Here is a 21,758-nt window from a genome sequence, read left to right on the forward strand (position 1 = left end):
GATACGCGCAGCGCCATCAGGCATAAATTCAACACGTCAAAAATCTACGGGCTTTATCAGCACCTGCGGTGATTAACCGCCATAAACATCAAAATCGAAGTACTTTTTCGCCAGCTTCTCGTAAGTACCGTCAGCTCGCATCTCGGCAAAGGCTTTGTTCAGTGCTTCGCGCAGTTCGTTATCATCTTTGCGCAGCCCCATACCGGTACCCACGCCGAATAACTTCTCATCTTTTACAGATGGGCCGCCGAATTTGTAATCTTTACCGACCGGCTGTTTCAGGAAGCCTTCGCTGGCCGCGACTTCATCCTGGAAAGCAGCATCAATACGCCCGGCAGTCAGGTCAGAATAGATATTGTCTTGCCCCTGATAAGAGACAATTTCAATGCCTTTTGGCGCCCAGTGCTCGTTGCCGAAGGTTTCCTGAGTCGTGCCCTGCAGCACGCCAACACGTTTACCTTTCAGCGACTCAATGGTTGGCTGAATAGCAGAATCTTTAGCGACAACCAGACGCGAGTCGGCTGCATAAAGCTTGTCGGTAAAGGCGATTTCCTGCTGACGTTTTTCAGTGATGGAAAGCGAGGACATAATCGCATCGATTTTCTTCGCTTTTAACGAAGGGATAAGCGCGTCCAGCGGGTTTTCCACGAAGGTACATTGTGTATTGATACGTTTGCACAGCTCTTTAGCCAGATCGATATCAAAACCGACTAATTCACCCTGTGCATTTTTCGATTCGAACGGCGCATAAGTAGGATCGGTACCGATACGAATTTTTTGCGGAATGGCTGCAAATGCTGCGGTAGCACTGGAGAAAGCCAGGACCAGAGAAAGAGACAACACCAGTTTTTTCATAACTATCCTCAACAGACTGTCTTTTATAGGGGATCTTTACAGGACCAGGTGCAGTTATCGTGCCATTAATCGGGCCGACAAGGCAAAGCATTCTACCCTGTCGACGGTATTTATTTGCATGAAAAGCGCTTAAGTATGCACTCATGCTTATTAAGACAGCGACAAAAGCACCAAAACAGTGCACTGAATTTATTATGCACCGTAATGGTTACCCGCAATGGTGCAGTCCATTCCCCGTTGCGCCGTATTAATCGCCGTAGACATTGAAGTTAAAATACTTGCTCGCCATTTTGTCGTAGGTGCCGTCTTTGCGCAGTTCGCCCAGCGCTTTATCGAAAGCAGCTTTCAGCTCTGCATCATCTTTGCGCAAGCCAATCCCGGTGCCGTCACCAAAGTATTTTTTATCTTTCACCGATGGACCAGCAAAAGCGTAGTCCTTACCGGCAGGCTGCTTCAGGAAGCCTTCGCTGGCCGCGACTTCATCCTGCAACGCCGCGTCCAGACGACCCGCTGTCAGGTCAGAATAGATAAGGTCCTGGTTCGCATAGGCCACCACATCTACGCCTTTGCTGCGCCAGTTGTCATTAGCATAGGCTTCCTGAGTCGAGCCTTGCAGTACGCCAACATGTTTACCTTTGAGGGAATCCAGAGTTGGTTGAATTGGGGAACCTTTCGCGGCGATCAGACGTGAGTCTGCTGCGTAAAGCTTGTCTGAGAACGCAATCTCTTGCTGACGCTTCTCAGTGATTGAAAGCGAGGAGATGATGGCATCAATCTTTTTCGCTTTCAGCGACGGGATCAGCGCGTCAAAGTCGCTGGCTACCCAGGTACATTTGATCTGCATGCGCTTACACATCTCATTTCCCAGATCGATATCAAAGCCGACAAAGTCGCCTTTGGCATCTTTAGAGGAAAAAGGTGCGTACGTTGTATCTGTACCAATACGAACCGTCTGCGGAAGTGCTGCGTAGCTGGCCGCGGTGGCGGAGAGTCCTACCAGCAAAGACAAAGCAAGAACCGTCTTCTTCATACATAACCCTCAAGTGGCGTAATTTTATTATGTTTTACGTTGTGTTGTGTGTTTGCAGACTTTTTCATGCAGGTCTTATGCCATTTTCGCGTCGATGAGGATATTCGACGTTAAATATGTTAATAAAACGTTGCAATAATGTCCTGATTTTGAAGATAGCAGGTCTGACGGTTGAACCGCAGCGTTTCGTTGAGTTTTAACGAATTAAATGTTGAGGATATGATCGCGGTTACAAAATTGCCCTGAAACAGGGCAACGGATGTTTCTTTGCACGCTGATGGAACGGTTTTACGCCCCTTGCCAGCGGGTGAACAGATCCTGTGGAAGGGAGATATCAAACTGGTCGAGTACGCGGTTAACTGTTTGATTAATCACATCATCTAGCGTTTGCGGGCGATGATAGAATGCCGGGACTGGCGGCATAATCACCGCGCCAATTTCTGCCGCCTGCGTCATCAGCCGCAGATGCCCCAGATGCAGGGGCGTTTCACGCACGCACAGCACCAGCGGGCGGCGTTCTTTCAACACCACGTCTGCCGCACGGGTAAGCAGCCCATCGGTGTAACTGTGGACGATGCCTGAAAGCGTTTTGATTGAACAAGGTAATATTACCATTCCGGCGGTCTGAAAAGAGCCGGAAGAGATACTGGCGGCGATATCGCGCGTATCGTGATTTACATTCGCCAGTGCCTGCACGTCGCGTACAGAGAGGTCTGTTTCCAGCGCCAGCGTCTGTCGGGCAGCAGCACTCATCACCAGATGGGTTTCCACATCAGTAACGTCACGCAAAACCTGCAGCAGGCGCACGCCATAAATCGCGCCACTGGCACCGCTAATCCCTACAATGAGTCGTTTCATTTTTTCGCCCTTACTTGCTTCAGGGCTGACTTTGCAGGTTTTTATGCGCAGTTGCAAGTCAGTCCACTCTATGTGTCCTGACCTGCAACAGAACATTACCCTTCGTTATGCATCTCGAGGTTTTCCGCTTCGTTCTGACGCAAAATTGCTTTGGCATCGTCATTACGCAGGGAGTCAAGGAAATCGAGATATTGCTGGTCGACGTCTTTGGTGACGTACACGCCATTAAACACTGAACATTCAAACTGCTGAATGTCCGGGTTCTCAGCGCGGACCGCTTCAATCAGATCGTTCAGATCCTGGAAGATAAGACCGTCTGCACCGATTATCTGGCGAATCTCGTCCACTTCGCGACCATGAGCAATCAGCTCCGTCGCCGTAGGCATATCGATACCATAAACGTTCGGGAAGCGAATTTCCGGGGCTGCAGAGGCAAGATACACTTTCTTCGCTCCGGCTTCACGCGCCATCTCGATAATCTGTTCCGAGGTGGTACCGCGCACGATGGAGTCATCCACCAGCAGCACGTTTTTATCACGGAATTCCGCACGGTTGGCGTTCAGCTTACGGCGCACGGATTTACGGCGCAGCTGCTGGCCGGGCATGATAAAGGTACGTCCCACGTAGCGGTTTTTCACAAAACCCTGACGGTACGGCTTACCGAGAATACGGGCAATTTCCAGCGCGATATCGCAGGAGGTTTCCGGAATCGGGATCACCACGTCAATGTCCAGATCTTCCCACTCGCGAGCAATTTTTTCGCCAAGCTTGGTACCCATATTTACACGGGCGCTGTAAACGGAAATCTTGTCGATAAAGGAGTCAGGACGTGCGAAGTAAACGTATTCAAACAGGCACGGATTGCTGACCGGGTTATCGGCACACTGGCGAGTAAACAGCTGACCTTTTTCGGTGATATACACCGCTTCGCCAGGTGCAACATCGCGCAGGAATTCAAAGCCCAGCGTATCCAGCGCCACGCTCTCGGAGGCTACCATATACTCGGTACGACCATCCCCGATATCGCGTTTACCCAGTACCAGCGGACGGATACCGTTAGGATCGCGGAAGGCAACCATACCGTGGCCGATAATCATCGCCACGCAGGCATAGGCGCCGCGGATCTGGCGGTTGGTTGCCGCAATAGCAGCAAAAATATTATCGGCTTCCAGCGGATAATGGCGGAAGTTATCCAGCTCGCTGGCGAAAATATTCAGCAGAATTTCAGAGTCTGAAGTGGTATTGATGTGGCGGCGCTTTTCTTCAAACAGCTTTTTACGCAGCTCATGCGCATTGGTCAGGTTGCCATTATGGGCAAGCGTGATGCCATACGGTGAGTTGACGTAAAAAGGTTGAGCTTCGGAGGCGCTGGAGCTGCCAGCCGTTGGGTAACGCACATGACCGATGCCCATATTGCCCTGCAAACGCTGCATATGGCGCGCTTCAAAAATATCGCTCACCATTCCGTTTGCTTTACGCAAGCGGAAGCAGTTGTTGGCATCAATGGTGATGATGCCTGCGGCATCCTGACCACGATGCTGGAGCACCGTTAACGCGTCATAAATCGACTGGTTTACCGGCATAACACCGGCGATACCGACAATACCGCACATACGTCTTTTCCTCGTTCAGCAACAACCCAAAGTTTATACTTTGGGCAAGAAACTTGACGAGCTTTGCAGATAGTCAAAGAACCATCTGATGATGAAACTGAACTGCGGGATCAGCTGCGACTTGCTCCAGTCTTCACTTTTCGACAGACCTGTAAAGGTATCGAGAAAGAACAGTATGGCGGCGACGATCAGCGCTCCTCGCAGAGCACCAAAGCAGATCCCCAACACCCTGTCGGTACCCGACAGGCCTGTTTTCTCTACCAGTTGGCCTATCACAAAGTTAACGATAGCGCCGACGATAAGTGTCGCGATAAACAGTATCGCGATAGCAATCCCATTTCGAACGAGTTCGTCTTCAAAGCCCGTAAACCAGACAGACAGGTAAGTGTAGTAATGGCTGGCGACAAAGAAAGCACAACCCCAAGTCACCAACGATAATGCTTCACGAACAAAGCCACGGATCAGGCTAACCAGACAGGAAAAACCAATCACCGCGATAATGGCGTAATCAATCCAGACCATAAGTGTCCCACGATTTAACGCCCTGTCGTCCTGTTCGGGGCGCATTCTAACAGAAAAAGAAAACGTTTGCGTAGGGATTTCCTTTCCACGCGTAAATAAAAATGGCGCTGAAAAAATCTTCAACGCCATACCGTTTTATGCCTCTTCGGGCACTGCCGGATAGCGGTAAAAACGCCCTATCCGGCCTGAATTAAGAGCAGCGCCGTGAACAGCGCAATCCCTTAATTAGGGGTGTACCCCATCACTACGCCACTCAGACCGGAGATCTTCTGCAGCTCGCCCAGCGAGTTCTTCAGCTTATCTTTGGAGGCGTCAGGTCCTACGAGAATACGGGTTATTTTACCCTGCACCGGCGTTGACGGGGAAGTATATACCCGGAAGCCCGCGCCACGAAGTTTACCCACGATCTCATTGACCTTATCCGCATTTTTCAGCGCACCGAGCTGTACAACGTACGCTTTGCCGGTTGGAGCTGGCGGTTCCACCGCGGCCGGTTTCGGCGCTGGAGCCGGTGCTGGCGTCGGAGCGACGGCAACCGGCTGCGGCTTCGGTTTGGGTTTCGGCTGTTCTACAGGCGCGGGGACAGGATCTAACTCCGCGCTGTTTGCCGTCGTCAAACGTGACGGATCCAACGATGGCGCGGCAGCATCGCCCGCGCGCACCTCTTCAGCCGCCCCTTCCGGTGGCTGCGTCGGCAGCGCCTGCGTGGCTGCAGGCATCATGTCTGGTTCATCGCGATCGCCGGGTTTCGGCACCAGCGGGATCGCCGCAAACTCATCCTGATAATGCTTTTTCTGCCCGTCAAGCAGCCCGGGGAGCACAATCACCCCCAGCGCGACCAGCACAATTGTGCCGACTAATCGATTCTGAAACTTACTCGCCACCGCTTCTCCCCACGTCTATCACTTCCATGACATGTGCGACAGTGTGAAACGATCCACACACCAACACGGTATCTTCTGGCTTCGCCTCAGCTAGCGCCGCAGACCATGCCTGCGCCACGCTGTCATAGGCGTAGCCTTTGCCCAGATGCTCCAGCAGTTGTTCTGCAGTAGCACCACGCGGCCCTTCCAGGGGCGCACAGTACCAGGCGTCAACCACGCTTTTTAACCAGGCTAACGTACCGGCAATATCTTTATCATGTAGCATACCGATAACCGCAAGTACACGCCCGCTTTTCACTAATTTTTTCAGACGGCCGGTCAGATACTCCGCCGCATGCGGGTTATGGGCAACATCAAAAATCACCCGCGGCGACTCGCTCACAATCTGGAAGCGCCCCGGTAAAATCGCCTGTTCAATACCGTCACGAATGGCCTGCTCGCTGACGTTCAGCCCGCTTGCGCGCAGTGCTGCCAGTGCGGTCGCGGCGTTAGGTTGTGGGACCTGCGGCAACGGCAGGTGCGCCAACGTGCCGTGATCGTCCGTAAAGGACCAGTCGTTCTCCGTGACCACATAGCGCCAGTCCACGCCGCAGCGTTGCAAAATCGCCCCGCTCTCTTGCGCAACATCGGCGATGGTGTAGGGCATTTCCGGCTCGCCGACGATAGCCGGTTTCTCTGCACGGAAAATTCCCGCCTTCTCACGACCAATGCTTTCGCGATCCGGGCCCAGCCAGTCAGTATGGTCAAGCGCAATGCTGGTGACCACCGCAACATCGGCATCCACGATATTGGTCGCGTCAAGGCGACCGCCTAACCCAACTTCCAGGATGACGACATCCAGTTGGGCCTGTTTAAACAGCCAGAGCGCCGATAACGTGCCGTATTCAAAGTAGGTCAGGGAAATATCGCCACGCGCGTCTTCAATCTCAGCAAACGAGGCGGTATGCGCTGATTCCGGCAGTTCACGTCCCTGCACGCGTACGCGTTCCGTGTAGCGTACCAGATGCGGCGAACTGTAAACGCCAACTTTATAACCTGCTGCGGTCAGCACAGATTCCAGCGTACGGCAGGTTGTGCCTTTCCCGTTGGTTCCCGCCACCGTAAAAACAAATGGCGCGGGTTTCAACACACCCAGTTTGCGCGCCACCTGACTTACGCGTTCCAGGCCGAGATCGATGGTTTTACTGTGCAGGTTTTCCAGATAAGAAAGCCACGATGCCAGGGGCGACGCGGCTTGAGGAATACGTTTATTGTCCATGATGGCTGTAGATTCTTTACGTTGAGAAAAGCAAAAGGGCAGCACCAACCGGCCTGCCCTTTTTTACACGTTGTTTTTCACATTGCAGATGCGTTGGCTGTGCTCGCTCACCCGAATCACTTACCTGTGTAAGCTCATCGGGATCAACTCTCTTATCGCCTGCCTGCAACCCGAAACCCATAGAGTAAACTATCAGGCCTCTGATTCCTGATCGGGAACCGGAGGTACCACCTCGCCTTCACGCGGCTCATCCGGATTCGGCGTAGGAAGATTCATCAGCTTCGCCAGAATGCTTGCCAGTTTCAGGCGCATTTCCGGACGGCGGACGATCATATCGATAGCGCCTTTTTCAATCAGGAACTCGCTACGCTGGAATCCCGGCGGCAGTTTCTCACGTACGGTTTGCTCGATAACACGCGGACCAGCAAAGCCGATCAGTGCTTTCGGTTCTGCAATATTGAGATCGCCCAGCATCGCGAAGCTAGCAGAAACACCGCCCATTGTTGGGTCGGTCAGTACAGAAATATACGGTAAACCGCGTTCCTGCATTTTCGCCAGCGCAGCAGAGGTTTTCGCCATCTGCATCAGAGACATCAGCGCTTCCTGCATACGCGCCCCGCCAGAAGCGGAGAAGCAGATCAGCGGACAGTTATCTTCCAGCGCCTGCTCAACGGCACGGACAAAACGCGCGCCGACCACAGAGCCCATGGAGCCGCCCATAAACGCGAACTCGAATGCAGCAGCAACGACCGGCATACCGTGCAGCGTGCCTTTCATTACCACCAGCGCATCTTTCTCGCCAGTTTCTTTCTGCGCAGAAGCCAGTCTGTCTTTGTACTTTTTGGAGTCACGAAACTTCAGCACATCTTTCGGCTCAAGCTCGCTACCCAGTTCCACAAGAGAACCTTCATCTAACAGGCTATGCAGGCGATTGCGCGCCGACATGCGCATATGATGGTCACACTTCGGACAGACCTCAAGATTACGTTCCAGCTCAGCACGGTATAAAACCTGACCGCAGCTATCACACTTGGTCCACACCCCTTCAGGAATGCTTGCCTTGCGGGTGGGAGTAATGTTGCTTTTAATTCGTTCAATCCAGCTCATTGGTGACCTTTCTGCCTGAACCCTAGTCAGCTTTGTTATAAGGGGCGCATAATGCCATTTTTGCCCCTAACAGACCATGAATGTTGCACATTAAAACATAACAGCCCGAAACTTTGGATAAAAAAGTGGTCGAACCGCTGAGTTACTTTCTATTTTGCAGCCCGTGACGCAGCGCGTTTATGGCGAATCACTTCAATTATGCCCGGCAATACGGAAAGGACGATGATCGCCACAATCAGTAATTTCAGGTTTTCCTGAACGATCGGCAGATCGCCGAACAGATAGCCTGCATAGGTGAACAGCAATACCCACAGCAGCGCGCCTGCGACGTTATACATCGCAAAATGACGGTAGGACATGTGCCCCATACCGGCAACAAACGGTGCAAATGTACGCACAATAGGTACGAAACGCGCGAGGATAATCGTTTTGCCGCCATGACGCTCGTAGAACGCATGGGTTTTATCCAGGTAACTGCGACGGAAAATTTTAGAGTTCGGGTTACTGAAGAGTTTTTCACCGAACAAACGGCCAATCGTGTAGTTCACCGCATCGCCGATAATCGCCGCCACAATCATCAACATCACCATCAGATGAACATTGAGATCGTTAGTTGGCAGCGCAGAAAGCGCGCCAGCGACAAACAGCAGCGAGTCTCCCGGCAGGAACGGCGTCACCACCAGCCCGGTTTCGCAGAACAGGATCAGAAACAGAATCGCGTATACCCAGATACCGTATTCCGCAACCAGCTCCGCCAGATGCACATCAATGTGCAGGATAAAATCGATAAGAAAGTAAATCAGGTCCATAGTTTTGCCTTTATACGACTCAAATTAGTCCGCCAGAAATAGCGGGCCCATAGGCGGTTTTGGCAGGTCGAACCGTTCCGGGTAATCTACTGCAACCAGATACAATCCTTCCGCTTTCGCCGTTGCCGCTGCCAGCGTTCTGTCCTTCGCCGCTAGCAGTTCTGCTATCCAGCTCTCCGGCTGGTTGTTGGCACCTACTTCCATCAGGCTGCCGACAATATTCCTGACCATATGATGTACAAAGGCATTCGCTTTAATATCCACCACCACATATGCACCAAAACGTTCAACGTTAATGTGCATCACGTTACGCCACGGTGTGCGCGACTGACACTGCACCGCCCGAAACGAAGTAAAATCATTTTCGCCAATCAAACACTGGGCCGCACGATGCATACGCTCAGCGTCCAGCGGTTCATAGTAATGGGTTACCCCTTTACCTAAAACCGCAGGGCGCAACCGATGATTGTAGATGATGTAGCGATAACGGCGAGCCGTGGCGCTAAATCGGGCATGGAAATCATCGGGTACAGCTTTCACCCAGCGCACAGCAATGTCACCAGGTAAATTCGCATTTACCCCCAGTGTCCAGGCTGCATCTTTACGCTGGGCAGTCGTTTCAAAGTGCACGACCTGCCCTGTGCCATGAACGCCCGCATCCGTGCGTCCCGCACAAAAGACAGTGATGCGTTCATTCGCCACCTGAGAGAGCGCTTTTTCCAGTTTTTCCTGAACGCTACGCACTTCGTTCTGGCGCTGCCAGCCATAATATTTGCTGCCGTCATACTCAATGCCCAGCGCAATTTTATGGGTTGACGGCTGTTGCAGGTCAGACATTAGTACAGGTACTCCTGCACCAGTTTTTCCGCAATTTTTACCGCCATCAACGCACCGCCAAAGCGTACGTTGTCTGCCACAGACCAGAACTGAACCTGTTCCGGCATCCCATAATCGTTATGCACACAGCCAACTGAAAGGTGCGGAGTACCTGACGCATCGCCAACCTGCGTCGGGATATAGGTCTCTTCTGACAACACTACGTCCTCACCGCGTGAAAACGCATCGCGTGCTTCTTCCGCCGCCAACGGACGCAGAGCTTCAAAATTCACCATCTGTGCGTGGCCATAAAATACCGGCGACTGCACGATGCTGGCGGAGATAAGTAGCCCGTCGTCCTGCATAATTTTGCGCACTTCATCGACGATACGGCGCTCTTCGCGCACGCTACCTTCGCGATCCGGCAGCAGCGGCAGCATGTTGAACGCCAGCTGACGGCCAAAGAAATCGTCATCGTCAATCGGGATGCCGTTCAGTAGTTTCGCGCTCTGTCCGGCAAGCGCATCTACGGCTTTTTTACCGTGAGCGGAAGCGGAAATAATATTGGTCACCGTAATACGTGACAGCCCGCCGTCATCAATTAGCGGCTTCAGCGCAGACAGCAGTTGGCTGGTCAGGCTGGAAGGGACCGCAATCACATTGCGGTTGCGGTAATCCGCCAGTACGAACGGGTTAACGTCCGGAACCACCAGCGGAACGTCCGGCTCAAGCGCGAACAGGCCACTGCTGTCGATAACCAGGCAACCGGCATTGGTCGCTTCTTCCACCCATGCGGCGGTGGCTTCAGCGCCCGCAACAAAAAATGCCAGTTGCGCCTGCGTCCAGTCAAAGTCTACAACGTCCTGAACAAGGACCGATTTACCGTTAAAACGCAGATGCTCACCTGCGCTTTCATTACGCGCCAGCGCATAAATTTCACCGACCGGGAACTGGCGTTCAGCCAGCGTATCGAGCAGGGCTTCGCCTACGGCGCCCGTTGCGCCCAGAATGGCAATATTCCAGCCTTCAGACATGGTGATTTACTCCAGAAATACGTAAGCGTCCCTGTCGCATTATTCGACAGGGAGCATTAAGAAGACATTAATGTGCCGGGTGATAAACAGCGTTAAAACCCAGCTTACACAGCAAGGCAGCAGCCGTTGCGTCGTCACACATCACGTATAAAGACGACCATTCACGGCGCTCAAGATAATTTTTACGCAGCTTATCAAACTCACCCGGAATTCCAGCGACTTTACGCAGCGGCGCATCATCGCGGCGCACATCATACACTAAATGCACCAGCCTTTTCAGCGTTGGCTGATCTAACGGGCCATGCAGAGTGATACGACCAAATTCCGGCGCAGGTAACAGGGTATTGAGCGCAACGTGTTGTTCGCGACCAATAAACTTGCTAAAAGCCTCAAAGACCTGCGTGGTGCCGCGCGCTTTTCCTTCCAGGGTATACCCGGCAATGTGCGCCGTGCCGATATCGGCTTTCTCCAGCAATGCCACATTGAGATCCGGCTCCCCTTCCCAGACATCCAGCACGACGCTCAGCGACTGCCCGGCATTCAATCGGTTCAGCAATGCCGTATTGTCGATGACCGGCCCGCGGCAGGCGTTGATCACAATGGTGCCCGGCTTCAGCCGGCTAATCAGCGCATCATCTGCCAGGTGCAGCGTTTTGTACGGTCCGTCTTTAAACAGCGGCGTATGGAAAGTCAACACATCGGCTTGCTCTACCAGTTCGTCCAGCGAGCGGAAATCTCCCTCGTCACCGCGATCGGCTCGCGGCGGATCGCACAGCAGCGTGCGGATCCCCAGTGCTTCCAGACGTGCCTGCAAACGGCCGCCCACATTGCCCACGCCTACGATGCCTACGGTACGATCACGTAACGCAAACCCGTCGCGCTCCGCCAGCATCAGCAACGCTGAAAAAACATATTCTACGACCGCAATCGCGTTACAGCCGGGCGCTGCGGAAAAGCCGATCTTCGACTGCGCAAGCCAGGCTTCATCCACATGGTCCGTGCCTGCGGTTGCCGTGCCGACAAATTGAACCGGTTTTCCGCTAAGCAGTGATTCATTTACTTTCGTCACCGAGCGCACCATTAAGGCATCCGCATCATCCAGTTCGGCAACGGGAATCGGGCGACCGGGAACCGCTTTGACCTCCCCCAAACGACTGAACAGTTCGCGGGCATAGGGCATATTTTCATCAACGAGGATTTTCACGTCTTTCGCACCTGTTTGAGAACGAGAGTTAACCGGGCAAGTGTGCCATAATCTCGCCGCCAGGCATACTGCGAGACCTGGTCAGCACAGATTTAAGGAACAGAGATGATGCAGCCCATTTCAGGTACACCCGCACGCCCTCCCGGCGAAGGCCAAAATGCCCCTTCTGCTGCGGGTGAACAACCGTTATCCACACAACAACGTACCGTGCTGGAACGACTGATTACCCGTCTGATTTCACTCACCCAACAGCAAAGCGCCGAGGTGTGGGCCGGAATGAAGCACGATCTGGGCGTCAAAAGTGATACGCCGCTGCAATCACGTCACTTTCCTGCCGCGGAGCAAAACCTGAATCAGCGGCTGGGTGTTGCTCAGCAAAATCATGCTAATCGTCAGGTTCTCTCACAGCTCACTGAATTACTGAGTCAGGGAAATAACCGCCAGGCGGTAAGTGATTTTATCCGTCAGCAGTATGGGCAAACGGCGCTCAGCCAGCTCACGCCTGAGCAGTTGAAGAACGTGCTCACGCTGCTGCAACAAGGGCAGCTTTCTATACCGCAACCGCAACAGCGCCCGGCCACCGATCGTCCGTTATTACCCGCAGAGCACAATACGCTGAACCAGTTGGTTACCAAACTGGCGGCGGCTACGGGAGAGTCAGGTAAGATGATCTGGCAGTCAATGTTAGAGCTGTCTGGCGTAAAAAGCGGTGAGCTGATCCCCGCCAAACAGTTTACTCATCTGGTCACCTGGCTGCAGGCGCGCCAGACGCTCAGCCTGCAAAGCGCCCCGACGCTACAAACGCTCCAGGCGGCCCTGAAGCTGCCATTAGAGCCGAATGAGCTGACGGCAATAAAAGAGTACGCGCAGCAGACGTATCAGATCCAACCGCAAACGATTCTGACCACAGTGCAAGTGCAGGACTTGCTGAATCAAATCTTCCTGCGCCGCGTAGAACGGGAACGCGAGCTTAACGATCCGCGCCATCTTCAGCCTATTTACAGCCCGTTCGCGCCGATGATTGAAACGGTAAAATCTCTGTCGGCACGACCGGGACTGCTGTTTGTCGCGTTAATGATCGCATTAGCCATTTTCTGGCTGGCCGCTTAACCTTTGCGCAGCGTAAGCAGCGTCACGACAATCCCCACCACGGCGGATATCGCTCCGGCAAGGAATACCGAGGGATAACCGTACGCGGTGGCCAGCACCCCGGCGACCGGGCCGCTTATGCCGTAGGAGATATCCTGAAACGCGGCGTAACCGCCCAGCGCCGTACCGCGAACCTGCGCGGGCACTCGCTTCACAACCTCTACGCCCAATGCCGGGAAGATAAGCGAACACCCTGCCCCGGTTAGTGCCGCCCCGAGCAGCGCAATCCATGCTGATGGGGCCTGCCACAGCAGAATCAGTCCCGCGGTTTCAACCAGTAAGGAGACAACGGCTACCTTCACGCCTCCGAACCGATCCGGCATCCAGCCAAACAGAATGCGCATCAACACAAACGCCCCGCCAAACGCGGTCAGGGTGAACCCCGCCATCGTCCAGCCGTTGCTGACAAAATAGAGTGAAATAAACGTACCGATCACCGCAAAGCCAACGCCCTGCAGCGCCAGGCCCAGGCCCGGTTTCCAGATAAGCCCTACCACGCTCCATAACGAAGGGCGTTCTCCTGCATGAGCAGGCACTTTGCGAACGGTGCCGTTGAATGCCCATGCCAGCAGCGGTAATACCATTGTCGTTCCCGCCAGCGCCGCGAAGCCAAAGTGGCTATGGATCAGCAAGCCCAGCGGCGCACCGGCGGCCAGCGCACCGTAAATCGCCATCCCGTTCCACGACATCACCTTACCCGAGCGTGTTGGACCGACCAGCCCAAGCCCCCAGGTCAGCGTTCCGGTGAGCAGTTGGCTTTCGCCAAAACCAAGGATCAAACGCCCGACGATTAACAATGCAAATTTTACAGGGACAGAAACAGGCAATAGCGCGGCTAACAGCCACGCCGCGCCCGCCAACCCACAGGCAAACATCCCCTGTAGCGCCGAACGTTTGGCGCCATATTGATCGGCTAAGCGCCCAGCGTAGCCGCGCGTTAATACCGTTGCCAGAAACTGTACGCCTACGGCGATACCAACCATGGTGTTGCCATAGCCCAGCTCCTGATGCACAAACAGAGGAATAACGGGCAAAGGTAGACCGACCGTCATATAGGTCAGGAAAACTGCAAAAGCGATACGAAACAGCGAAAAGTTCGCCGAAGGTGTTTTTTCTTGTTGGGTTACAGCTGTCATGCGTTACTCCAAAATGCAGAGTAAGGCGAGGAATGTCCACGCCCCCTCTACCTGACTTTCAGGATTAAGGTGCGTTGGATAACGTTAAACGCTTACGCATTATCAGATAGATAATGTTGAGTGCGAAGTCTGCCTGTGAGCCACTAAATTTGTCAACCCTGAAATCTCACCAGGTTGGTTCACGGTAAAGACGACTTTTCGTCTTTACCGTGAACCAACCTTTTGCCATTAATTTCTTTCCTTTCTGCCTGTGGAATAAAAAATTTTTCCTTTTGCGCGAAATTTCAGTTTTATTCTGGCAATATTCCAGTGACAAAAAAGAAAGTTACGTTATTTTGTTACTCTGGTTTATACCCTGAAAAAAAATATCGGCACCGATAACACATTAACTTAGGTTTACAGAATGGAACACAAAAGCCAAGACTGGCATCGTGCAGATATTGAAAGTGCACTGGAAAAAAAGAATCACGCTCAGAGATCTTTCTCGTGCGGCTGGATTATCACCCGATTCACTGCGCAATGTATTTACACGAAGCTGGCCCAGAGCGGAACAGTTCATTGCGCAGGCGCTCGAAACCTCGCCAGACGTGATTTGGCCATCACGCTATCCACGCCAGCAGCCAGAGGATAAAACAAGTAATACTGAATATTAAATAGATCACTCGTAATTTATCGAGCATATAAATCAATAAATATCCCAGCTTAATATATTGAGAATATTAATAGCACTATTTGCCATTTCCAATTGCGTAAATACTGTTAAAGCATCACGTAATTGTTATTACGTATGTTATTAACAGGAGTCGTTATGAGTTGGGATAAAAAGGTGGCGGTCAATTACACCAAATCGCACGCGAGTTCATATTCACAAGGGCGCGGTGCGGAATATACCTGCAAAGCCGTCATACACCATTTACAGGAAGAAGTAATGAAAGCCTTTCCACTGATTGTTCTCATCCTGCTGATTTGTGGCTGTACCCCTTCTCACCGTGACAGCACGCAGGATGTGAAACAGTTCTATCTTTCGTGGATGAAGAACTACACTCAGGATCCGGATACGCCCCGCGAAACATCAGCATTACTGCAACGCTATGTCGCAAAAGAGGTTATCGGGCGTCTGGCGCTGATTGATACGCTTTATGAGCAGGAGATCGTGCAAGCGGACTACTTTATGTATGTGCAGGATTACGCACCGGCATGGATCCCGCTGTTGCGGGTTGGACAGGCGCAGCCATTCCTCGGCGGTGAAAAACTGAACCTGCAGTTAGGCACTGAGTCAGCCCCTATTCAACTGGAGGTATATACCCGTTGGGAGGAAGGACGGTGGAAAATTTATCGTGTCCGGGACGCGGGTCGTCATTACGAGCAGCCTATTTACAATGCCGGAGAGATTACGCGAGCCAGAGCATGGTCCGCTGAGATCGCGCCGGAATACGAAAAAATGCCGAAGTAAACACAGTAAAAAGGGAGCCTGTTGGCTCCCTTTTTTCGTATTCAAGCTGAGACTTACGCCTTCAGCTTACGCATAACCAGCGTAGCGTTGGTGCCGCCAAAGCCGAAGCTGTTGGACATCACGGTGGTCAGCGCCTGCTCGGTCGGTTTGGTCACGATGTTCAGACCTGCCGCCTGCTCATCCAGCTCTTCAATGTTGATGCTTGGCGCGATAAAGCCATGTTCCAGCATCAGCAGAGAGTAGATAGCTTCCTGCACGCCAGCCGCGCCCAGTGAGTGACCGGTCATCGCTTTGGTTGCGGAGATTGCCGGGCTGTTGTTGCCAAACACTTCGCGGATTGCGCCCAGTTCTTTCACGTCGCCAACCGGAGTCGAGGTACCGTGAGAGTTCAGGTAGTCGATCGGCGTGTCTACACCGTGCATCGCCATCTGCATGCAACGTACTGCGCCTTCGCCAGACGGAGCAACCATGTCTGCGCCATCGGACGTTGCGCCGTAACCGACGATTTCCGCATAGATGTGCGCGCCACGTGCCAGAGCGTGCTCCAGTTCTTCAACCACGACCATACCGCCGCCGCCAGCAATAACGAAACCGTCGCGGTTTGCGTCATAGGTACGGGAAGCTTTTGACGGATCGTCGTTGTATTTGGTAGACAGCGCACCCATGGCATCGAATTCACACGCCATTTCCCAGCAGAGCTCTTCGCCGCCGCCAGCAAAAACGATGTCCTGTTTGCCCAGCTGAATTTGTTCTACCGCGTTGCCGATGCAGTGCGCAGATGTCGCACAGGCAGAACTGATGGAGTAGTTTACGCCGTGGATTTTGAACGGCGTTGCGAGGCAGGCAGAAACGCCGGACGCCATCGCTTTGGTGACCACATACGGGCCAACCGCTTTCAGACCACGTGGGCTACGCATTGCGTCAGCGCCGAACACCTGAAAACGTGGGGAGCCGCCGCCGGAACCTGCAATCAGGCCAACGCGCGGGTTGTTCTGGTAATCTTCTGCAGCAAGGCCGGCATCAGCCACTGCCTGCTCCATTGATAGGAATGCATAGATGGATGCGTCGCTCATGAAGCGCACTACTTTGCGGTCAATGAGGCCAGTGGTATCCAGTTTTACGTTGCCCCAAACGTGGCTACGCATGCCGGAGTCCTTCAGCTCCTGAGAGAAAGTGATCCCTGAACGTCCTTCACGCAGAGATGCCAGGACTTCCTGCTGGTTATTACCGATGCTGGAAACGATGCCCAAGCCAGTAATCACTGCACGTTTCATTCAATACCTCTGTAAGTCGCACTATTTTAAAGTTTCGAGTGGCACAATAGCGTACACTTGTACGCCGAACAAGTCCGATCAGCCATTTTATGTGGAAATTTGCGCAGCCAGGCACTCATCGCTAAGATCGGGGCACAGCCTGTCAGACGAGTAACTTACGTGAAACAATACGCTATACAACCTGCCAACCTTGAATTCAACGCTGAGGGTACACCTGTTTCCCGAGATTTTGACGATGTCTATTTTTCTAATGATAACGGGCTGGAAGAGACACGTTACGTCTTTCTCGGCGGTAACCATCTCGCACAACGATTCCCTGCGCATTCACGTCCCCTCTTCGTGGTGGCAGAAAGCGGGTTTGGCACTGGACTTAACTTCCTCACGCTCTGGCAGGCATTTGCCGATTTTCGCGATACCCACCCTGAAGCTACCCTGGAAAGATTACATTTCATCAGCTTTGAAAAATATCCGCTGACGCGTGAAGATCTCACCTTAGCCCACCAGCACTGGCCAGAACTTGCCCCGTGGGCCACGGCACTGCAAGAACAATGGCCGATGCCGCTGGCGGGATGTCATCGCCTGCTGCTTGATGATGGGCGCGTCACGCTGGATCTGTGGTTTGGCGATATTAACGAACTGACCAGTACGCTGGATGACTCTCTGAATCAAAAGGTGGACGCCTGGTTCCTGGACGGTTTCGCACCGGCAAAAAACCCGGATATGTGGACGCCAACGCTGTTTAACGCGATGGCCCGACTGGCTCGTCCCGGCGGGACGCTGGCAACCTTTACATCGGCAGGCTTTGTACGTCGGGGGTTGCAAGAAGCCGGATTTACAATGCAAAAATGCAAAGGCTTTGGGCGCAAACGCGAAATGCTCTGTGGCGTGATGGAACAGACTCAGACGCTCACGTCCTCGGCGCCATGGTTTGTGCGTACGGGAACAGATAAGCGCGAAGCCGCCATTATTGGTGGAGGAATTGCCAGCGCATTGCTGTCACTGGCGTTATTGCGCCGCGGCTGGCAGGTCACGCTGTATTGCGCCGACGATAAACCTGCCGGGGGCGCATCCGGTAATCGCCAGGGGGCGCTCTACCCCCTACTTAGCAAACATGACGCAGCCATTAATCTCTTTTTCCCCACTGCGTTTACCTTCGCCCGTCGACTGTATGACGCCCTCCCCGTTGAGTTCGCGCATGACTGGTGCGGCGTGACGCAACTCGCGTGGGATGAGAAAAGCCAGCAAAAAATCACCCAGATGCTGTCCCTTGAACTGCCCGCTGCGCTCGCCGTCGGGGTTGACGCACAGCAGGTTTTACAAACAACAGGTGTGGAAACCGGATGCGGCGGGATTCAGTATCCGGCCGGAGGATGGCTGTACCCGGCGCAGTTAACCGCCGCGGTACTGGACTATGCAACAACCCTGGGATTACGCACCCGCTACCAACATACGCTGGCCTCACTGACTCGCCAGACAGCAAGCTGGCAATTGCAGTTTTCCAGTGGAGAAACCGCCTCTCACGCAGCAGTCGTTCTGGCTAACGGTCATCTCATTAGCCGCTTTGAGCAAACGCAGCCGCTACCGGTGTACTCCGTGGGCGGTCAGGTGAGTCATATCCCCACCACACCTGCACTTTCAGCGCTACGTCAGGTGCTGTGCTATGACGGCTACCTCACGCCGCACAACCCGCAAAATCAGCAGCACTGCATTGGCGCCAGCTATCATCGTGGGAGTGAAGAGGCAGCATATCGCGAGGACGATCAGCAACAAAACCGCCAACGCTTAATCGACTGCTTCCCGAACGCTGTGTGGGCAAAAGAGGTAGACGTTAGTGACAATGCCGCCCGCTGCGGGGTGCGCTGCGCCACGCGCGATCACATGCCAATGGTCGGCAACGTCGCGGACTATGACGCCACGCTCAGCCAGTACACCACACTTGCTGCAGACAAAGAGCACGCCGTAAGCGCGCCGGTTTATTCCGATTTATTTATGCTGGGCGCGCTGGGATCGCGCGGGCTGTGTACTGCCCCGCTGTGTGCAGAAATTCTGGCTTCGCAAATGAGCAATGAACCGATTCCCATGGATGCCAGCACGCTGGCGGCGCTAAATCCAAATCGTCTGTGGGTCAGGAAGTTATTGAAGGGTAAAGCGGTGAAATAAAAGAATGGCCTGATGACGCTACGCTGACCAGGCCTACAAACACCCCAACAAGGTAGGCCGGATAAGACACCAGAGCGTCGCCATCCGGCACAATTTACCGCAATTATTGTGCAGTAGCCTTCTGGAACAGAGTGTCCCACATTTCTTTCACTAACGCCTGGTCACGCGGCGATAGTTCGCCTGCGCTGATGGCTTTTTCCAGGCTGCTGGTCACATTGGCGTACAATGCCTCAGCGGAATGGTCCTCGCCAGCGTCCAGTTCGGCCACGGCCAGCGTCAGGTGTCCACGCAAATAGCCACTGGCAAACAACTCATCATCGCTGGCGTGCTCTACCATATCGTCGATTAATGCCAGAATGCGTGATTCAAACTCTGCGATCATCTTCTTTCCTCATTGTAAACGTGGCAGCGACTTCAGTTGAGCGCCTCGGGCCACGGGAATTGTTCCGCCTTAAGTTCAGGCGTGTGATAATAATTCTGTAACGCGTTAATGAAGCGCGCCGGACGTTCAGGGATCCCCTTTTCCAGGTACTCCATCACCTGAGCATGAACACGGCGCTGGAATACCACGCGATCCGGTTCAAAGTCCCCTTCAAGGTTGTCGCAACTGACGTTAAACGGGTAGCCCGCCGCCATGCAAAACAGCCAGTCAAACGCCTGCGGCTTCACTTCCACATCTTCAAACTGGCATTGCGTCTTCGCGTCGCGTCCGTCCGGACAGTACCAGTAACCGAAGTCGACCAGTTCACGCCGCGCCTTACCGGCGATGCACCAGTGTGAAATTTCGTGTAACGCGCTGGCGTAATAGCCATGCGCAAAAACAATACGGTGATACGGTAATTCCGCATCTGCAGGAAGATAGATCGGTTCGTCATCGCCTTTAATCAGACGGGTATTAAATTCATCGGCAAAGCAGCCGTTAAAAATCTCAATTAACTGTTCGTAGTGATGGGTATTATTCATTAGTTCATCCCCAGCCAGTGGAGAATCTCCTGTCCATGATTATCATAAAGTAGCTTGGCGCTCATCACGGCGGAGACAATGACGATCATTGGCCGAATGAGTTTTTGTCCTTTACTGAGCACCAGCCGTGAGCCCATCCGTGCGCCAATAAACTGGCCAATGAGCATCACAAATCCGGTCGCCCAAATCACTTTGCCGCCGAGGGCAAACAGCAACAGCCCGCCGATATTCGATGTGGCATTTAATACTTTGGCGTGGGCCGTCGATTTCGCCAGGTTGTAGCCGCACAGCATGACAAAAGCCAGCGCGTAGAACGACCCCGCAGCCGGACCAAAAAAGCCATCGTAAAAGCCGACGCAGCCCCCGGCCACCAGCGCGAAAGGCAACCCATGCAACCGACGCTGTCGGTCCTCCTCCCCCACTTTCGGCATCAACAGAAAGTAAAGGCCAATACAGATAACCAGAACCGGCAGGATCTGGCGCAGAATATCTGACTGCACGTGCTGAACCAACAGCGCGCCGCTCATTGAGCCGATAAAAGTCATGAAGATATTGAGCTTCTGATCCGCCAGATTAACCACGCCCCGGCGAATAAAATAGAGGGAGGAAGAGATAGATCCTCCACAGGCCTGTAGCTTATTGGTGGCCAGCGCTTGCGCGGGTGGCATCCCGGCCGCCATCAATGCCGGGATAGTGAGTAAACCACCGCCTCCGGCCAGAGAATCAATAAAACCTGCCAGCATCGCCACGAAAAAAAGCACACCTAACAGCAGTGGCGACACCATAAACAGAGAGGCAAAATGATCCATTAGAGTACATGCTCGTCCAGTAGCGCCTGGCAGGAAGGCGGCAACGGCGGCGGTGTCTTCTTCTCAGGCTTGGTGGTTCCAGGTTTCGGAGGTTCGAACCAGCTTTGCAGCTCCGCGCCGCAGCCGTCACCCGGTGGTGGTAACGGTTGATCTTCGCACTCAAGACTGTCGGCAGGACAACGCAACCGTACGTGCATATGCGCACGATGCTGGAACCATGGCCGCACTTTACGCAACCAGTCCCTGTCGGTCCCTGCATCCAGACAAAGTTGCTGCTTAATCGCCGGATTCACGAAAATACGCGTGACTTCATTATCTTTTGCCGCCAGCCTGATCAGGCTGAAAATCTCCGGCTTCCAGAGTGACGGCACGACACGTTTGCCATCCTGTGAGACCAGATCTAACGCCTGCGGCCGCAGCAGTTGCGACTGGGTCCAGCGGGTTTTCGGCAGTTGCAGGAAAATATCTACATCCAGTCCCGTCTGGTGGCTGGCGTGACCGCCATTGAATCGCCCACCGGCCGGCATGCCCATATCGCCGATTAACACCGTACCCAGCCCCAGATTGTTGGCCTGATTACTCAGACGCTGGATAAACATCACCAGATCCGGATGGCCAAAGTAACGGCGCTGATCGGTGCGCATCACCTGATAGTGTTCTGACTGTACAGGCAGCGTATCTGCGCCAACAATACAGCCGTTGGAGAACGCGCCAATAGACTGCGCGCTGCCTGCAACCGGATGGGTAATTTTCTGCCAGGGCGTCGCCGCCAGACAGGCGGTGCTGGCAAAAAGAGCCAGCGCCGCAAGTGCCGTTTTTTTCAT

The 21,758-nt window shown here is 53.5% G+C and carries 21 protein-coding genes and 2 pseudogenes; 5 read left to right on the plus strand and 18 right to left on the minus strand.

The window, feature by feature from the left end:
- Positions 1 to 72: 72 nt before the first annotated feature.
- From hisJ to pdxB, 12 genes are all read right to left on the minus strand, one after another.
- Positions 73 to 855, minus strand: coding sequence for a histidine ABC transporter substrate-binding protein HisJ (hisJ, locus tag BZK42_RS06950; protein ID WP_003028120.1), 783 nt, complete (start codon positions 853 to 855; stop codon positions 73 to 75).
- A gap of 247 nt (positions 856 to 1,102) precedes the next feature.
- A complete protein-coding gene (gene argT, locus BZK42_RS06955; protein WP_006683634.1) occupies positions 1,103 to 1,885 on the minus strand; it encodes a lysine/arginine/ornithine ABC transporter substrate-binding protein ArgT in 783 nt (260 codons plus the stop codon).
- A gap of 288 nt (positions 1,886 to 2,173) precedes the next feature.
- Complete coding sequence (locus tag BZK42_RS06965) at positions 2,174 to 2,743, minus strand: UbiX family flavin prenyltransferase (protein WP_019077299.1); 570 nt, start codon at positions 2,741 to 2,743, stop codon at positions 2,174 to 2,176.
- 95 nt (positions 2,744 to 2,838) lie between these two features.
- On the minus strand, positions 2,839 to 4,356 hold the full coding sequence (purF, locus tag BZK42_RS06970; RefSeq protein WP_005129677.1) for an amidophosphoribosyltransferase: 1,518 nt from the start codon (positions 4,354 to 4,356) through the stop codon (positions 2,839 to 2,841).
- 33 nt (positions 4,357 to 4,389) lie between these two features.
- Complete coding sequence (gene cvpA / locus BZK42_RS06975; protein WP_005129678.1) at positions 4,390 to 4,878, minus strand: colicin V production protein; 489 nt, start codon at positions 4,876 to 4,878, stop codon at positions 4,390 to 4,392.
- Between the two features lie 221 nt (positions 4,879 to 5,099).
- On the minus strand, positions 5,100 to 5,762 hold the full coding sequence (dedD, locus tag BZK42_RS06980; RefSeq protein WP_016153857.1) for a cell division protein DedD: 663 nt from the start codon (positions 5,760 to 5,762) through the stop codon (positions 5,100 to 5,102).
- Positions 5,752 to 7,020: a bifunctional tetrahydrofolate synthase/dihydrofolate synthase gene (gene folC / locus BZK42_RS06985; protein ID WP_032931705.1), complete on the minus strand. Its 1,269-nt coding sequence runs from the start codon at positions 7,018 to 7,020 to the stop codon at positions 5,752 to 5,754. The genes dedD and folC overlap by 11 nt, the downstream gene beginning before the upstream one ends.
- 192 nt (positions 7,021 to 7,212) lie before the next feature.
- Positions 7,213 to 8,127: an acetyl-CoA carboxylase, carboxyltransferase subunit beta gene (accD, locus tag BZK42_RS06990; protein WP_016153859.1), complete on the minus strand. Its 915-nt coding sequence runs from the start codon at positions 8,125 to 8,127 to the stop codon at positions 7,213 to 7,215.
- A 149-nt stretch (positions 8,128 to 8,276) separates the two neighbouring features.
- On the minus strand, positions 8,277 to 8,936 hold the full coding sequence (locus tag BZK42_RS06995; RefSeq protein WP_016153860.1) for a DedA family protein: 660 nt from the start codon (positions 8,934 to 8,936) through the stop codon (positions 8,277 to 8,279).
- A gap of 24 nt (positions 8,937 to 8,960) precedes the next feature.
- Positions 8,961 to 9,773 (minus strand): tRNA pseudouridine(38-40) synthase TruA, encoded by an 813-nt coding sequence (gene truA / locus BZK42_RS07000; protein ID WP_016157050.1) that lies wholly within the window; start codon positions 9,771 to 9,773, stop codon positions 8,961 to 8,963.
- Positions 9,773 to 10,786 carry an aspartate-semialdehyde dehydrogenase gene (locus tag BZK42_RS07005; RefSeq protein ID WP_016157051.1) on the minus strand — a complete coding sequence of 338 codons (1,014 nt, stop codon included), beginning with the start codon at positions 10,784 to 10,786 and terminating at the stop codon, positions 9,773 to 9,775. The genes truA and BZK42_RS07005 overlap by 1 nt, the downstream gene beginning before the upstream one ends.
- A 67-nt stretch (positions 10,787 to 10,853) precedes the next feature.
- Positions 10,854 to 11,990 (minus strand): 4-phosphoerythronate dehydrogenase PdxB, encoded by a 1,137-nt coding sequence (gene pdxB, locus BZK42_RS07010; RefSeq protein WP_016153863.1) that lies wholly within the window; start codon positions 11,988 to 11,990, stop codon positions 10,854 to 10,856.
- 108 nt (positions 11,991 to 12,098) lie between these two features.
- On the opposite strand from pdxB, the gene flk reads away from it, so the two are divergent.
- Positions 12,099 to 13,100 carry a flagella biosynthesis regulator Flk gene (gene flk / locus BZK42_RS07015; RefSeq protein WP_053389555.1) on the plus strand — a complete coding sequence of 334 codons (1,002 nt, stop codon included), beginning with the start codon at positions 12,099 to 12,101 and terminating at the stop codon, positions 13,098 to 13,100.
- Here flk and BZK42_RS07020 read toward each other — a convergent pair.
- The gene (locus tag BZK42_RS07020; RefSeq protein ID WP_016153865.1) at positions 13,097 to 14,275 is read right to left on the minus strand and encodes an MFS transporter; all 1,179 of its coding nucleotides are present in this window, start codon (positions 14,273 to 14,275) and stop codon (positions 13,097 to 13,099) included. The genes flk and BZK42_RS07020 overlap by 4 nt on opposite strands.
- A gap of 403 nt (positions 14,276 to 14,678) precedes the next feature.
- On the opposite strand from BZK42_RS07020, the pseudogene BZK42_RS07025 reads away from it, so the two are divergent.
- The 3 genes and pseudogenes from BZK42_RS07025 (at position 14,679) to BZK42_RS07030 (ending at position 15,728) form a co-directional block, all read left to right on the plus strand.
- Positions 14,679 to 14,928 (plus strand): annotated as a pseudogene (locus BZK42_RS07025) (helix-turn-helix domain-containing protein).
- A 155-nt stretch (positions 14,929 to 15,083) separates the two neighbouring features.
- Positions 15,084 to 15,179, plus strand: a pseudogene (locus BZK42_RS29565) (hypothetical protein); the annotation flags it as partial.
- A 24-nt stretch (positions 15,180 to 15,203) separates the two neighbouring features.
- Positions 15,204 to 15,728: a YqhG/Tai3 family protein gene (locus BZK42_RS07030; protein ID WP_019077303.1), complete on the plus strand. Its 525-nt coding sequence runs from the start codon at positions 15,204 to 15,206 to the stop codon at positions 15,726 to 15,728.
- Between the two features lie 53 nt (positions 15,729 to 15,781).
- On the opposite strand, the gene fabB is transcribed toward BZK42_RS07030, so the two are convergent.
- A complete protein-coding gene (gene fabB, locus BZK42_RS07035) occupies positions 15,782 to 17,002 on the minus strand; it encodes a beta-ketoacyl-ACP synthase I (RefSeq protein WP_016157055.1) in 1,221 nt (406 codons plus the stop codon).
- Positions 17,003 to 17,161: 159 nt separating this feature from the next.
- Here fabB and mnmC point away from each other — a divergent pair, with 159 nt between their 5' ends.
- Positions 17,162 to 19,162, plus strand: a complete 2,001-nt coding sequence (mnmC, locus tag BZK42_RS07040) for a bifunctional tRNA (5-methylaminomethyl-2-thiouridine)(34)-methyltransferase MnmC2/FAD-dependent 5-carboxymethylaminomethyl-2-thiouridine(34) oxidoreductase MnmC1 (RefSeq protein WP_080858938.1) — start codon at positions 17,162 to 17,164, stop codon at positions 19,160 to 19,162.
- Between the two features lie 103 nt (positions 19,163 to 19,265).
- On the opposite strand, the gene BZK42_RS07045 is transcribed toward mnmC, so the two are convergent.
- Genes BZK42_RS07045 through mepA form a run of 4 tightly spaced genes read right to left on the minus strand, consistent with a single transcriptional unit; the run spans position 19,266 to position 21,758 of the window.
- The gene (locus tag BZK42_RS07045; protein ID WP_016157057.1) at positions 19,266 to 19,544 is read right to left on the minus strand and encodes a YfcL family protein; all 279 of its coding nucleotides are present in this window, start codon (positions 19,542 to 19,544) and stop codon (positions 19,266 to 19,268) included.
- Positions 19,545 to 19,576: 32 nt separating this feature from the next.
- Positions 19,577 to 20,125, minus strand: a complete 549-nt coding sequence (locus BZK42_RS07050; protein WP_016153873.1) for an elongation factor P hydroxylase — start codon at positions 20,123 to 20,125, stop codon at positions 19,577 to 19,579.
- A complete protein-coding gene (locus BZK42_RS07055; protein WP_016153874.1) occupies positions 20,125 to 20,934 on the minus strand; it encodes a sulfite exporter TauE/SafE family protein in 810 nt (269 codons plus the stop codon). The genes BZK42_RS07050 and BZK42_RS07055 overlap by 1 nt, the downstream gene beginning before the upstream one ends.
- Positions 20,934 to 21,758, minus strand: coding sequence for a penicillin-insensitive murein endopeptidase (gene mepA, locus BZK42_RS07060; RefSeq protein ID WP_016153875.1), 825 nt, complete (start codon positions 21,756 to 21,758; stop codon positions 20,934 to 20,936). The genes BZK42_RS07055 and mepA overlap by 1 nt, the downstream gene beginning before the upstream one ends.

The sequence above is a fragment of the Citrobacter braakii genome, assembly GCF_002075345.1.
Taxonomy (GTDB): domain Bacteria; phylum Pseudomonadota; class Gammaproteobacteria; order Enterobacterales; family Enterobacteriaceae; genus Citrobacter; species Citrobacter braakii.